General features: G+C 61.3%; 18 protein-coding genes and 1 tRNA gene. 2 read left to right on the forward strand and 17 right to left on the reverse strand.

Translation table 11 applies throughout. From position 1 onward, the window contains the following. Positions 1–82 precede the first annotated feature (82 nt). The 16 genes from EOE18_RS14685 to EOE18_RS14750 form a co-directional block, all read right to left on the reverse strand. Positions 83–382, reverse strand: a complete 300-nt coding sequence (locus EOE18_RS14685; protein WP_127710876.1) for a DNA ligase LigA-related protein — start codon at positions 380–382, stop codon at positions 83–85. Next, positions 382–1,089: a dATP/dGTP diphosphohydrolase domain-containing protein gene (locus tag EOE18_RS18985; RefSeq protein WP_342772669.1), complete on the reverse strand. Its 708-nt coding sequence runs from the start codon at positions 1,087–1,089 to the stop codon at positions 382–384. The genes EOE18_RS14685 and EOE18_RS18985 overlap by 1 nt, the downstream gene beginning before the upstream one ends. Further along, on the reverse strand, positions 1,076–2,599 hold the full coding sequence (locus tag EOE18_RS14695; protein WP_127710880.1) for a toprim domain-containing protein: 1,524 nt from the start codon (positions 2,597–2,599) through the stop codon (positions 1,076–1,078). Before EOE18_RS14695 ends, EOE18_RS18985 begins: the two co-directional genes overlap by 14 nt. 170 nt (positions 2,600–2,769) lie before the next feature. Continuing rightward, positions 2,770–2,916, reverse strand: a complete 147-nt coding sequence (locus EOE18_RS18495; RefSeq protein WP_164852773.1) for a hypothetical protein — start codon at positions 2,914–2,916, stop codon at positions 2,770–2,772. After that, positions 2,906–3,205: a hypothetical protein gene (locus EOE18_RS14700; RefSeq protein ID WP_127710882.1), complete on the reverse strand. Its 300-nt coding sequence runs from the start codon at positions 3,203–3,205 to the stop codon at positions 2,906–2,908. Before EOE18_RS14700 ends, EOE18_RS18495 begins: the two co-directional genes overlap by 11 nt. Before the next feature lie 60 nt (positions 3,206–3,265). Next, on the reverse strand, positions 3,266–4,042 hold the full coding sequence (locus EOE18_RS14705; protein WP_127710884.1) for a hypothetical protein: 777 nt from the start codon (positions 4,040–4,042) through the stop codon (positions 3,266–3,268). 47 nt (positions 4,043–4,089) lie between these two features. Next, entirely contained in the window at positions 4,090–4,584 is a 495-nt protein-coding gene (locus tag EOE18_RS14710) for an N-acetylmuramoyl-L-alanine amidase (protein ID WP_127710886.1), read from the reverse strand. A gap of 6 nt (positions 4,585–4,590) precedes the next feature. Next, positions 4,591–5,058, reverse strand: a complete 468-nt coding sequence (locus EOE18_RS14715) for a RusA family crossover junction endodeoxyribonuclease (RefSeq protein WP_164852774.1) — start codon at positions 5,056–5,058, stop codon at positions 4,591–4,593. Further along, complete coding sequence (locus EOE18_RS14720) at positions 4,997–5,650, reverse strand: hypothetical protein (RefSeq protein WP_127710890.1); 654 nt, start codon at positions 5,648–5,650, stop codon at positions 4,997–4,999. Before EOE18_RS14720 ends, EOE18_RS14715 begins: the two co-directional genes overlap by 62 nt. Before the next feature lie 29 nt (positions 5,651–5,679). Then, the gene (locus EOE18_RS18500; protein WP_164852775.1) at positions 5,680–5,835 is read right to left on the reverse strand and encodes a hypothetical protein; all 156 of its coding nucleotides are present in this window, start codon (positions 5,833–5,835) and stop codon (positions 5,680–5,682) included. Next, on the reverse strand, positions 5,835–6,014 hold the full coding sequence (locus tag EOE18_RS14725) for a hypothetical protein (protein ID WP_127710891.1): 180 nt from the start codon (positions 6,012–6,014) through the stop codon (positions 5,835–5,837). Before EOE18_RS14725 ends, EOE18_RS18500 begins: the two co-directional genes overlap by 1 nt. After that, a complete protein-coding gene (locus EOE18_RS14730) occupies positions 6,001–6,303 on the reverse strand; it encodes a class I SAM-dependent methyltransferase (protein ID WP_127710893.1) in 303 nt (100 codons plus the stop codon). The genes EOE18_RS14725 and EOE18_RS14730 overlap by 14 nt, the downstream gene beginning before the upstream one ends. Then, on the reverse strand, positions 6,300–6,569 hold the full coding sequence (locus EOE18_RS14735) for a hypothetical protein (protein ID WP_127710895.1): 270 nt from the start codon (positions 6,567–6,569) through the stop codon (positions 6,300–6,302). Before EOE18_RS14735 ends, EOE18_RS14730 begins: the two co-directional genes overlap by 4 nt. A gap of 73 nt (positions 6,570–6,642) precedes the next feature. Next, the gene (locus tag EOE18_RS14740; RefSeq protein ID WP_127710897.1) at positions 6,643–7,398 is read right to left on the reverse strand and encodes a BRO family protein; all 756 of its coding nucleotides are present in this window, start codon (positions 7,396–7,398) and stop codon (positions 6,643–6,645) included. Positions 7,399–7,441: 43 nt separating this feature from the next. After that, positions 7,442–9,925, reverse strand: coding sequence for a DNA-directed RNA polymerase (locus EOE18_RS14745; RefSeq protein WP_127710899.1), 2,484 nt, complete (start codon positions 9,923–9,925; stop codon positions 7,442–7,444). Positions 9,926–10,434: 509 nt separating this feature from the next. Next, positions 10,435–10,524: transfer RNA gene (locus EOE18_RS14750), tRNA-Ser, on the reverse strand. 187 nt (positions 10,525–10,711) lie between these two features. On the opposite strand from EOE18_RS14750, the gene hspQ reads away from it, so the two are divergent. After that, positions 10,712–11,092: a heat shock protein HspQ gene (hspQ, locus tag EOE18_RS14755; protein WP_127710901.1), complete on the forward strand. Its 381-nt coding sequence runs from the start codon at positions 10,712–10,714 to the stop codon at positions 11,090–11,092. A gap of 24 nt (positions 11,093–11,116) precedes the next feature. On the opposite strand, the gene EOE18_RS14760 is transcribed toward hspQ, so the two are convergent. Next, entirely contained in the window at positions 11,117–12,004 is an 888-nt protein-coding gene (locus tag EOE18_RS14760; protein WP_127710903.1) for an ABC transporter permease, read from the reverse strand. 122 nt (positions 12,005–12,126) lie between these two features. Between EOE18_RS14760 and EOE18_RS14765 the strand changes: the two genes are divergently transcribed. Beyond that, positions 12,127–12,843: a GcrA family cell cycle regulator gene (locus EOE18_RS14765; protein ID WP_127710905.1), complete on the forward strand. Its 717-nt coding sequence runs from the start codon at positions 12,127–12,129 to the stop codon at positions 12,841–12,843. The last annotated feature ends 57 nt before the right edge of the window (positions 12,844–12,900 follow it).

The raw sequence follows: 12,900 nt of genomic DNA on the forward strand, positions 1-12,900 counted from the left end.
AGCTTGGCAGCCGATTTTGGGCTGGAGGGATTGGGTCTCATCTGCGTTCCTTACGTCACTACGACGAGACCCAATCCCTCCATTATCCGCAACCCCTTTTCTGGGCCATAGGTGCTGACGCCGAACAGGCTTTCTCAAGCCCAGCCTGATCGGGATGCTGAAGCACCCACATGCCGGTCGAAGGGTCGAACTGCGTGGCGAAGAACTCGTCCAGCACGGCGTGGCCGGTCTTGACGGTAGGATCGATGCGGAGCGACAGCGTGTCGAAGTCGGCATCCGAGATCAGGCTGACGTCATGCACCTCATAGGCATAGGCGAAGACAGACAGCCTGATCCGGTTACGCTTCTCAGTCTCCTCTGGGGAAGGCTGGAAGCGCGCCATTAGATGGACTTGGTGTTGGTCACGATCAGACGCGCCGTCGCGCCTTGGGTGGGCCGGTTGTCGATCAGTTGGTTGGTGTGCATGGCGTCGATCACGATGCCGAGGCTGGCCATGGCGTGACCGAGGTGGCTCTTGCTGCTTTCAGGGTCGGTGTCCTCGCCATCCAGCCATGACAGGAGGTGGCGCAGGGTAGCGTTGACGTATGTCATCGCCTCCACCTTGGTCTCCCGCCAGTTGAACGGGCCGTACTTCTTTGCGCCCAGCTCGAAGACCCCGGCCATCTCCACCATGGCAGCGCCGGGGACCAACGCTAGGCTGGGCTTGGCGGCACCGAAGGCAGCTTTGGGGTTCGCGGGGGCAGGCTCCTGAAGCGCTGTCCCAGAGCAGGAGCCGAACGCATGTGCCTTCTCCACCGGAGGCTTCCGAAAGCAGGTCTCGCAGCCGGGGGTGTGGCACATCAGGCCACCGCAGTCCACGATAGGGGGACCGCCGTTGTGGCCGATGGTAGGAGCCTCTCGGGGGCCGTGTGGATCGAGGCTGCGGCAGTGACTGTAGCCCCTACACTTGGACGGCTGGGGGCAGCCGCTCACCCACTTACAGGCAGGCTTCGGGAAGGCCAGCGAGTGGTCCACGACCTTGCAGCCGTCACACTCAGGGTCCCGGCAGTCATGTCCACAGGCCCATCCGGGTTTCTTAGAGGTCGGCATTGTTGTCTTGCTCCTTATCGAATGGGCAGCCTCCGTCCTCGTCCAGAGGACAGGGTTCCATGAGGCCGGTGGTGGTGTTGAACTTGAGACCCAGCAGGATGCCGACACGGTCCCCGTGGTCTCGGTACTTCAGGAAGCGGAGCTTCGTGGGGTCCTCGTTCTCCTGCTTGTTCCGTTCGAGGCCGATCATGCAGTGGCTCCATCGTGCGATGGCGCGGCTGCCGGTGAAGTGCTTCTCGAAGATGCGGCCACCCTCTTCGTGAGGGGTACCGGCAGGGGTCGTGAGGTGGCTCACAAAGTGCAGCGTGAAGTCATGCGCTTCGACCATGCCCGATATGTCGGCCATGATGGTGTCGAGGGCACGACGCTCGTCCTCTTCACCGGCAACCAGAGCGGTCAGCGGATCGAGGAAGACGTCCTTCACGCCTTCCGACAGCACGAGGTAGAGGATGTAGGAGCGGATCGCTTCCCAGTCCTTTGCGCCGTAGCAGTCGATGGGGAAGAACAGGCCGTCGAAGCTGTCGATAGCCGCGCTCAAGGCCTCCTCGGTGACCTCCACGGTAGGGTCGTTAAGCCGTAGCTTGAGCGACATCCCAGCGAGGTACCGCAGGGTCTTGCCGGGGTTCTCTTCGAACAGCACCGCGCCCACCTTGCGGGGAGCCGGTCGTTCCAAAGGTTTCCCGTAGCCGTCGATGATGTGGCTGTGGTCTTCCAGCAGGTCAGGACGCATGGTGGTCAGCATGAGCTGGCGCATCAGCGTGGTCTTGCCAGAGCCAACACCGGCACCCCAGCCATAGGCATAGCGGCGCTGGATGCCATAGGTCTTGAGGGTGAGGTCCGCCCACGGCCACGGCAGGCCATACTCGGTGGGCTTCATTGCATCTTGGCGCAGGTCCGCCACGGTGCGGACGCCATCAGGACGCCAGATGCGGGCACCCCAGATCGCGTCCACCAGCTCGGCAGAACGGTTGGCCGTCAGCATGTCGCTGGCGTCCTTCAGGGGCAGGCTGGCAATCTTAATCTTGCCGGGGGTGAACATAGCGGCCACCTCGCGGGCAGCGGTCTGGCCCACCTCATCCATGTCGAAGCAAATCACGACAGTCTCAAAGCTGTCGAGCCATGCCATGTGTTTGGCGAGGTCCTTCTTGGCGTTCGATGCGCCGTTCGGAATGGAAACCGCAGGCCACCGTAGGCCCATCGCTTGGGCCACAGACATGGCGTCGATCTCGCCTTCGGTGATGACCAGCATCTTACCGCCAGAGCGGCAGAGGCGCTGACCAAAGAGGCCTGCCCGCTTAGGTTCGCCGGTCCAAGTGAAAGCCTTCTTGCCCTCCTGCTTGAACCGCACCTTCTGGGCGCACACCATGCCGGTGTCGTCGTCGTAATAGGGGGCGATGTGGGCAGCGCGCCCACGATACTGGCCGATCTTGTAGCCGTACTTCTCACAGGTATCTGCGGTCAGGCTACGGTTTGCGATGGGCCGTACTTCGCCGGTAAGCAGTTCCGTCATGCGGCGCTCCTTCGGCTCAGGGGCGGTGTAAGTGCCGTCCCCGTGTTCGTAATAGTGACACCCGAAACAAAAACCGTGCCCATCGGAGTAGCGCCCGAGGTTGTCTCGGGAGCCACAGGACGGACACGGTTCTTTTGCTATGCAGGTGGACCCCTCGTGGTCCTCTCGGGTCACTTCTTGGGGCGACGGGGCCAGCGGATGCCGACACCGGCCCGCATCTTGTTGACGATCAGGCGACCCAGCGGCGACTTCGGGTCACCCTTGGTCTGCTGGAAGGCAACGCGCATGGAGGTTTCGAAGGGAAGATTAAGCAGCATACTGACGGTTCTCCGAGAAAGCGGTGGTGTTGGTGTTGGCGGCGTTCAGGAAGGCCGGTGCGGCGTCCACGAGGCGGTACTCAGCGAACACATTGCCCATGACGTCCTCGCGGAGGACCGTGCGGATGAGCTTGCCGGGGGGAACGAGATGGCTGTAGCGGTTGCGCAACTGCCAGATGGCGTGGGCCAGACTGAATGCGCCATAGGCGGCGCGGGCGGTGGCGTCGGTGATCCGACCCAAGTGCAACAGATGCGAGATGACGATCTCAGGCTTCTTCTTACGAGCCATGCTGGTTTCCTCTGGTTGTGTTGGGGATGCAGAAAGGGGGACCGAAGTCCCCCTAGGTGGTTAGTCTGCGTGTTCGAGGTTGCTGACCAAGTAGGTCATGCAGTCCCCTCGGGAGTCCTTGAGCCACGCTTTACCTGTATCAAGGCACAGCACGGTGTAGGCCCACGAGCCGCCCTTCAGCATGACCTTGTCGCCCACCTTGATGGGAGGCTTGGCCTTCTCCACGGTACCCTGCAGGTCCTGCTTTTCGGTCAGGTAGAACGAGTATCCAGTACCTGCCGGATCGCCTGCCAAGAAGACCTCAACGTCACCCTCGAAGTCCACAGGGTTCTTGACCACCATCGTCACCGTAGCGGTGATCTTGTCGCCAGCCTTCAGGGACTTCAGGTCGATCTTGGAGGGACCGGCGGGCGGCACCGGAGTCGGCGCAGGGGCAGCTTGCGTGGCCTCGGGACGATGCAGCAGGGCGAAGCGGTAGTCGTACAGGTTGTGCGTTGCGCCCGAGCGCGTGGTGAAGGTAACAAGGTTATCACCGTAGGCCCGTTCCACGTAATCAACCGTAGCGATGTCGCCCACCGTCACGCTGTCACCGCCGCCTTCAGCGTCAATACGGACGACCGTATCGCCACTGCGCAGGTCACGAGCAGGGACCGGCTGCGCCTTCTCGAAGCGATAGGCGTACCACTTCCGCTCCGTGCCAGCAGCGCGGTTGTCTTCCTTGAGTCTCAGCCAGCCCCCGCTGGAGTCCTTGGCCACAACATACAGGCGACCCTTGGTCAGGTGGCGGCTGCCGCCGTCGTCAATGCAGCGGACGATGTCGTTCTTCTTGAAGGTCATGGGTTCTCTTTCTCTGTGCTGAAGCGTCTAATGGATTGTTGCGGGTATTAGGCGTGAGCTTGGTGGACGACTTGGTAGCCAGCCCACCACGAGGGGGCGTCGAACGTGGGGCATTCCTTCAGCCATTCGTTCGGGCTGATGACCTTGTCCTTGTTCTTGTCGGGGCTGAGGTCACGATGGCCGACCACTTCCACCTTCGGATGAGCCTCACTCAGGGTGCCCAGCAGGGTCCGAAGGGCGGCGTATTGTTCCGGCGTGAAGTTGCACTCGGCGGTCTTGCCGTCAGGCTTGGTGCCGCCCACCATGCAGATGCCCAGCGACCGGCTGTTGAAGCCTTCGACATGGGCACCGGGCTGGTTATCGGGACGGCCCTTCTCCACCACACCGCTGCGGCGGATCACGTAATGATAGCCGATACCCATGAAACCGCGCTGGCGGTGCATGATGTCCAGCTCTTTGCGACCGATGTCGCGGGTGGCAGGCGTAGCAGAACAGTGGACCACGAGGTAGTCCACCGACTTGATCGGGGTAAATGCGGGCATGGTTTCTTATCTTCCGAAGATAAGCCGAACCGACATGCCTGTCTCTTCGCCTTCGGCTGCCCATCGTTTCGATGACAGCATCTGATGGACCTGTGTGTCGTCCTTCCAGATAGTCGTTGCCATCGACAGGGCGTCGAGCAAGGACTTCTCGTAGTTATCAAGGTCAGGCTTGGGGAAGGACAGTTTGGTCGTCTTCGGCGGGGTGACGATGTATTCTGCGGTCACTTCGACCGGCGCTTCCAGCAGTTCACTCGGGGTGTGCTGGACTTGTTGGTACACGTAATCGGCAACGGCCCTCTTCCAGTCCATGTATGCCTTGGGCATGTAGAAACTGGCGAACTTCCCGATAACCCGCGCTTGGGGGCGCGGGCTAGGGATAGGAGCAAAGGGCAGGAAGAACGTGATCTCGTGCTTAGAGGTCATCGTCCCCGTCAGCGTCGTCGCCACCTTCGGCTGCGCCGGTTGCGGCTTCATCTTCGATGTCGTCGCCATCTTCCTCTTCGAAGCCACGCTCGTCAGCCGAACGGGCACCGCCGGAAACCAGCGAAATAATCTGGACGGACTCCAGACGCAGCGACACGCCGATCTCCTTGTCCTTCTCGGACAGGTAGGCGAACGGCTCGACTTCACAGCGCAGGATCGAGCCACCGCTGATGCGCGGCGGGTTCTTCAGTTCCTTGCGTTGGCTGTTGAAGATCGGCACCGAACGACGCCACGACTTGCCAGCCTTGGTCACGCCCGATGCAGTGGCGGCGACCTTGATGGTCACGAAGCCGGTCTCTTCACCGCTGTCTTCATCGACTTCGATGTTGCCGACTTCCACCTTCTTGAGCTGGTCAGCGCGGGCCTTCTTCTTGGCCGCGACCAGAGCATCATATTCTTCCTGATACTTGGCGTCGCGGATGGCTTCCAGCTTGCTCTTCAGCTCCAGCCACTTGGGGTCATCCACTTCGAAGCGCAGCTTGCTGTGGTACTGGCCCTCGGCTTTCCACTTGGTGTCAGGGCCATTCAGGTGGGGCCAGACAGCGGCGGCGCGAGGGGTGATAAGGGTCTTTTTCAATGCCATGTGTTGATCCGGTAGATGGAATGTTGCGGTTATTGGGCGGCGAGGATGGACTCAACGTCCTCCTCAAGGGCGGACAGTTCGTAGCCTTCAGCGGCCAGCTTGGCCTCGGTGTCCGCGAAGGTGAACCCGAGGGCCTTCACTTCGCGGGCGGCTTGGCGCAGCAGCGCCTCAATGGCGCGGGGCATCAGCGGGTCACCTGCAGGGAGGCGACATAGTCCGTCAGAGGGAACTGGACGTAGATCGAGAAGACCGTGCGGCGACCTTCGGCTACGTTATAGCTCGTGCGGTCGAACGAGATGCGGGCCTTGATCGGGTGCTTATAGCGGTGGCGCTCAAAGATGAGGCGAAGCTTAGGGAACTTCATTGCGATCCTTTCGAACGATTTCTTCAGCCGCATAGTCGCGGATGGCTTGGACATGGTAAGTGTGGGGGCCTTCGGCCTGAGCGCACATGCGGCGGGCACGTTCGATCTCGTCATGAGGATCGACGCCCACCGCTTCGGCGGTCACCGCAGCGGCAAGGAACAAGGCCCGGACTTGGTCCGAGGGGTGGATGTCTTGCATGCGGTCGCAGATTCGGAAGGCAGGCTCACGAAGGCCAGCGACTGTGCTGGCGATCTTGACCCCGTCCCCGATGGCTTTCAGCAGGTTCACAGGAGGTGCCCCATTTCCCGCAGGTAGCGGGTGATCCGGCCTTCAACTTCACGCGAGACGTCGCGGGCAGCTTCACGAAGGGCCGAGCCGAAGAGACGGCGGGAGTCCGAAGGTTCGCGCAGGCCGTGCGGGTAGCACTCAAAGGGGCTACGCAGGGCCACGTTGAGCGTGGGACCAGCGAAGCTGACCTCCATGCGAGGGACGGCAGCGGTCAAGGCCATCCCGCCGAACCCTTCTGCACCGAGGATGCGGATGTTACCGATCATGATGTCTCCAATCGAAAATGTGTTCGTCTTCCTATAGCCTCGATTTATTCGACGCTTTTGGTCGGGAGGCCTCTCAGGCCTCGAAGCAGCGCCGGAAGGCCGAGGCTGGGTAGGTGGTGATGTGCCCATAACTCCGACTGGGGATAGTCCCCATGCCGAGACCGTGGCGGTGGCAGAAAGCATTCATCCTCTTCCCGATCTCGCTGGACGAGAGCTTAGGCGTCAGGCCCTGAGCCAGCGCCCCACGGGCAGTGATGAACTCTTCAGGCTTCATCTGTTCGGCGGCCACGGCCAGCAGTTCGTTAAGGTCCGCGATCTCCTTGCGCTGGAGCGCGACTTCACGATTGGTTGCCTGCAGGGACTCGTTGCTCTGCGCCAGAAGCTCGGTGATCTTGGCGAAGGCTGCCGCGAAGTCCGCAGGCAGGGGCATCTCGGTTCGCCCGTGGTCGGCCAGCGCATACTTGCCGGTCTTCCGAATGCTCGGCAGGACTTCCGAAGCAATCCAGTGCTGGAACTCCAAGGCCTCCTTCTTGTCCGACCGCATGATGAGCTTGTAGAGGCCGGACTCGTTGACAATCGTGAACTTCGTGTGGGCACGGACACCCCCATGACTTGCACAGGGCTTAAATTCCGGGTCAAGTTCGCCCATCGTGATGAGGCGCTTCTCAGTGTCGAGCAGTTTCTCAACATGCTTTCGGGCACCGTAGGTAATGCTGAGTCCGAGGGCGTAACACACGTCGTTCGCCACGAACCACGGCTCCTTGTCGATCAGGGCCGTGCGGATGGTGGCGTCGTTGAAGGCGAAGACGGTCTGGGTATTCTCGGTCATGCTCTGGGTTCCTCTGGTTACGTTAGATGCAATGATGCGGGCATCAGGCAAACATGTAGTCGGCAGCGGCCATGTCCTGCAGGTCCATCAGGCCTTCTGCAGGGGGTGGCGGGAGCTGCTCAACGAACTCTTCCGGTAGCTGTTCACTGATCTCCTCATAGAAGCGTTGGAGGACATTGGGCGTGTATTGGTCGATGAAGGTCTGACGCAGGATGTCAGCCAGCTCCCCTGTGCGGGCAGCGTGGGTGCCGAAGCTGTCATGGATGACCGCAATCGACTTGATACCCGCATCATTGCATCCATTGGCTACGGATTGCAGGTGCGCGCCGTCGAAGGAATGCACGAAGTTAGGTGCAATCCCGTTGGCCTGACCGTTGCTGTTCAGCGTGGTCTCCGCGCTGGGCGTCTTGATGACCAGCTTGGTGCGGGCACCACCAATGTGGACGTCGATCTCCCTGCCCTCCATGTTGGTATACATCTGGAGGACCGGCAGTCCCGTGGGAGTGGTCCACCAGACCGGCACAGTGGCCTTCGTGGCGACCTTGGCGACTTCCCGAAGCCACCCCATGGCCCCTGTGGCAGCGACCACGACCTGACTGATGGCATCCCAGACCACATAGGACAGGTAGCTGGCAGCTTGGTAGTTGTCGAAGCCTCCGAGGTGGGGCTGGCCCTTGTCTGCGTCGATCTCCCGCAGGGTCTGATGGATCATGTCCACCATCCCGAAGCGGGTGGCCGAGTAGCAGTAGGTCATCGTCGGGCGCTTGGCGATAGCGCGGGTGACCTTCCCGTTCATCCACGGGTTGGCCACTTCGATCTCCTTGTCCTCGCCATCCTTGCCCTTCACCTTGATGGTGATGACCGGCGTGGCATCGACAATCGCCTGCGCCTTCACGGCGACCTGCATGTAAACGTCCTGCGGCTTATCGCTGGGCAGGAGGTTCACCGCAGCGGCGCCGACAGGGTCTCGGAGCATCGCTGAGAAGTGCTGAAGTCCCGAGTTGGAGCCGTCCAGAGCCACAGGGATGTGGCTGATGTGGGCAGCGCCGTCTCGGCAGTACCCTGCGTAGTCAATGCAGGCAGCCAGAGCGCACCACGGGCTATCCGCAGTGGTCCAGAAGCGTCCTCCGTCGAGCGGGTTCTCGCCGCTGTCGATGATGGCCGCAGCGTTCTCCGCGACCCACTTGATGCGGTCGCTGAAGCTGACCTTATCAACGCCGAAAAGGTTGGCCACATGGATGGTCAACCACATTCCGCCAGTCTCCCCGATGGGCATGCCCTCGGAGAACTCCAGCAGCGCCTTGGCAGCGTCATCACCCTGCGGGTGGGGGCCGCCAGTCGGCACCGGATAGACACGGCCACGGAAGTCCAGCTCGTGAGGGAAGTAAATGGCTTCCTCGTCGCGGAACTTGTTGGCGATCCAGAGGCGCTGGCTCAACTGCAGCCGCTTGGACTGCATGAAGGCGTTTGCTTCGTGGACCTTCGCGGCCTCGCGGAACCAGACCGAGCGGGCCTCGTCGTTGACGTCAAAGTCTTCCGGCTTGGCGGGAACAGGTTCGTCCTCGCGCTGCGGAAGGCCACCGAGGTTTCCGCCGTCCTCCCAGACCTGCGTCATGAGGTCGAGGATGCGACTGCTGATGCGCCAAGGGGACTCTTGGATGGTGTTCACGGCCTTATAGACCAGCGGCATGTCAACGTGGCGCAGCTCAGAATGATAGGCATTCTGCCACTGCTTCACGAGGCGCAGACCGGGCCTCTTGGTGAGGTAGCCACCCCAGAACGGGGTACGCCACCGCCGAGGGCGGACGATCATAGGCATGTGAATGGGTTCGAGGAGTTCGCAGCGGGCATGCTGCTTGTCCAGCCAATCGACCAAGGTTTCAGTGGCGCGGACGATGCGGCTGTTGCCTCGACCAGCGGGCTGCTCAATGACGAACAGGCCGGTCGAGTCGCACATCAATTCGATAGCCTTCAGGCCGACCTGAAGTTGCTCCGCTTGGGGAACCGTAAGGCGTGTGCCCTCGGCATCCATGATCTTCTTAAGGGCCTGCCTCCACTTGTGGTCCGAGGCCTTCTTCTTGGAGACCTTGGTCAACCCTCGGTAGCCCTTCTTGTTCGTCTCCTTGAGGCGGACCATCTCGATATGTTCGATCAGCGCAGCCGCAACGGCAAACGCTGTGGCCGTCAACCCGAGCCTTGAAGAGACCGAGTTGATGACCACACGAGCGGTGAGGTACGCGACTTGATCCGGCAGGCAGGCATTGAGGAGCCGGAAGGCACCATGGCGACGACCAGCGCCACCATTGGCGATCTGGGCACACCATTCAGCCACTGCCTGTTCGACAGGTTCGATGCACTGTTTGAGGAGCATCTTCCCCGGAGGCAATGCGGTCTCTTCGGAGACTGACGAGGCGTCACCCTTCCACGGCAGCGGGCGGGCAGCACGATAACGAGTGGCACCAAGGCCACGGCTTTCATCCTCCAGCTCAAGCTGACGGCGGACCAGTGCGCGGGCTTCAGTCTGCATAGGTAAACTCCAGTGTCGTGTGGGTCAGGACGTCATAGTGTCGATGGACGGGGCGGTATGGAGTGGGGCTGAGATAGTCCCCATCAGGGCGCAGCCAGAAGGCAGTCGGTGTCTTGAGGTACTCAGCCTGCTCCCGTTCGAAGTCGGGATCGACTTGGTTACCCATGAGCCGCCGACAGACAACGACAGGTCTCCCGCAGAAGAAGGGCTGGTGGTCCATCAGGTCTCCTAAGTGGACTTAAAGAGGACTTAGAGGGGACCGGACTGGATCACCTCCTATAGCCTCGCATAATTGAATGGGGTTTTTCGGCAGGCCGGTGTGACGGGGTGTGCCATATCCGCAATGATGCGGTTATTCGTGCCACAACGGCAGAAAACTGCGGGTTTCCGAAGGTGGACTGGGGGTGGCACAGGGGTGCCAAAGGGGTGCGCTGGGTTCCGCTCGTGGGGTGTGCCAGCAGAGGCTTCCTGATTTCAGAAGCTAAGTGATTGAATTGTGGGGAAATATGTGGCGGAGAGGCAGGGATTCGAACCCTGGATACCCTCACGAGTATGCCGCATTTCGAGTGCGGTGCATTCGACCACTCTGCCACCTCTCCGCAAGGTTTTGGATGAAACCACAAGGGCTTCGTCCCGGTCGGGAGCCGCCCTCTAGCCAACGAATCACACCTTGCCAAGCATTATTTTTGCCCTTGTGCATTTTTTATCCGGCGCCGCGCCAAAGGTCCCGATTTTCCACAAGCGCCGCCCTTGTTTGCTGGCCCCGCTTTGCCTACATTCCTTAATATGGACAGAACGAGCTTTTTCTCCCTTCAGGCAGGCCGCCGCATCGACGTACCCCGCGCCTCCCGCGCAAGATTTGCCATTGGCGATGTGGTTCGCCACCGCGAATTCGACTTTCGCGGCGTGGTGTTCGATATCGATCCGGTGTTTGCCAATAGCGAGGAATGGTACGAATCCATCCCGCAGGAAAAGCGCCCGGACCGTGACCAGCCCTATTACCACCTCTTCGCCGAGAGCGAGGAGGAGAGCTATATCGCCTATGTCAGCCAACAGAATCTGACCGGGGACATGGAAGCAGGGCCAGTGGAACACCCCGCCCTGCCGCAATTGTTCGAAAGATTTGACGGGCAGCGCTATCGCCTGCGTGCAGGCCTGCGGCATTAATCCGCAGGCCACGGAAGGGCTGGATCAGCCTTTCAGCTTCCAGCCCGACTTCAACACACGATAGACCAACAGCGCCAGCACTGCGTTCAACACGCCCAGCGCCAGCGCACCGTGCAATACAGCCTCATTGGTGCCGCCAATATCGCTCTGCCCCAGAAAGCCGAAGCGGAAGCCGGAGATGACATAGAAGAAGGGGTTCATCCGGCTTACCGACTGGAACATGGGCGACAGATTATCAATCACATAGAAAGTGCCCGACAGCAGCGCCAAAGGCTGCACCACAAAATTGGTGACCGCCGCGTTATGATCAAACTTCTCCGCCCAGATCGAGGACAATAGCCCGATCAGCGAGAGCAGCACCGTACCCATCAGGCCAAACCACAAGACCGCCCAGGGATGCGCCACGGTCAAAGTCACCCCCGGCCACAGCAACATCGCCCCTGCCAGCGCCAGTCCGACCAGCACGCCGCGAGTCACCGCGCCCGCAATCATGCCCGCCATCATCTCTCCAGTGGAAAGCGGCGGCATCAGATAATCGACAATCGTCCCCTGAATCTTGCCTGCAAGGAAGCTGAAGGAAGCATTTTGGAAGGCATTGTTCATCATGCCCATCATGATCAACCCCGGCGCGACGAAGGTGGCAAAGTTCACCCCCAACACTTCACGGTTGCCGCGCCCCATCGCCACGGTAAAAATCACCAGAAAGAGCAAGGTTGTGACCGCCGGAGCCCAGATTGTCTGCGTCTGCACCTTGATGAAACGGCGCACCTCTTTCATATAGAGAGTCCACAGGCCCAACCGGTTGACACCATCGATGATCGGCACCCCCTGTTGCGGGAACTGGCGTTTGTCCGAACCGCTATGGGGCTGATTGTTGTGCGACGGGGCGGTAAAGTGGGGTTGATTGGCCATACATGCCGGACTATCGGGTGTAACAAGGGCTGGCAAGCCTCAGCCTGCTTCTGGCGCGCATTATGCCTGCAAAGGCAAGGTGCAAGCCTTGGGCATGGGAAACAGAAAGCATTGAAGCAACCATGAGCTGGACCGAAGAACGCATCGAAAAACTGACCCGCATGTGGGAAGGCGGCTCCACCGCCAGCCAGATTGCCGAGGAATTGGGCGGGGTCAGCCGCAATGCCGTGATCGGCAAAGCCCATCGCCTCGGGCTGAAGGCGCGCCCCAGTCCGGTAAAGTCCAACGACCGCAGCACAGAGGATGCGCCCGCCGCCAAGGTCGTGCGCGCTGCGCCTCCTGCGCCACCACCTGCGCCTGTGGCTGCCCCGCCTGCCCCTGCGCCCGCTCCGGTCGCGCCGCCCGCGCCACGCGCTGCGCCTGCGCCGCGCCCTGCACCGGCTCCCGCCCCTGCTCCTGTTGCAGCGGCAACCGATGGCGACGCGCCTGCCGCGCCGCCCGCACCGCGCATCGTGTCGGTCGGCCCCGGCGGCTTCCTGCGTCAGGGGCCGGGTGAGCAACAGGCGCCGATTCCCCCCGCTCCGCCCCGCCGTCTGGTGCCTGCCAAGCCCAGCCCCGAGATTGCGGACAAGACCAGCCTGCTGGATCTCAACGACCGCATTTGCCGCTGGCCGATGGGGCATCCGGGTGAACCGGACTTCCACTTCTGCGGTGACAAGGTGAACCCCGGTTTCCCCTATTGCGTGGAACATTGCGGCCGCGCCTATCAGGCGCAACTTCCGCGTGGCCATCGCCGCCCGCCGCCGCCACTGCCTTTCGGCAATCCGCGCGTGCGTTAAGGGCTTAGGCCTTACCATTGCTACAAAAACTGACGGGCGGCTGGTTCATCCTGCCGC

Source organism: Novosphingobium umbonatum (assembly GCF_004005905.1).
GTDB classification, from domain to species: Bacteria; Pseudomonadota; Alphaproteobacteria; order Sphingomonadales; family Sphingomonadaceae; genus Novosphingobium; species Novosphingobium umbonatum.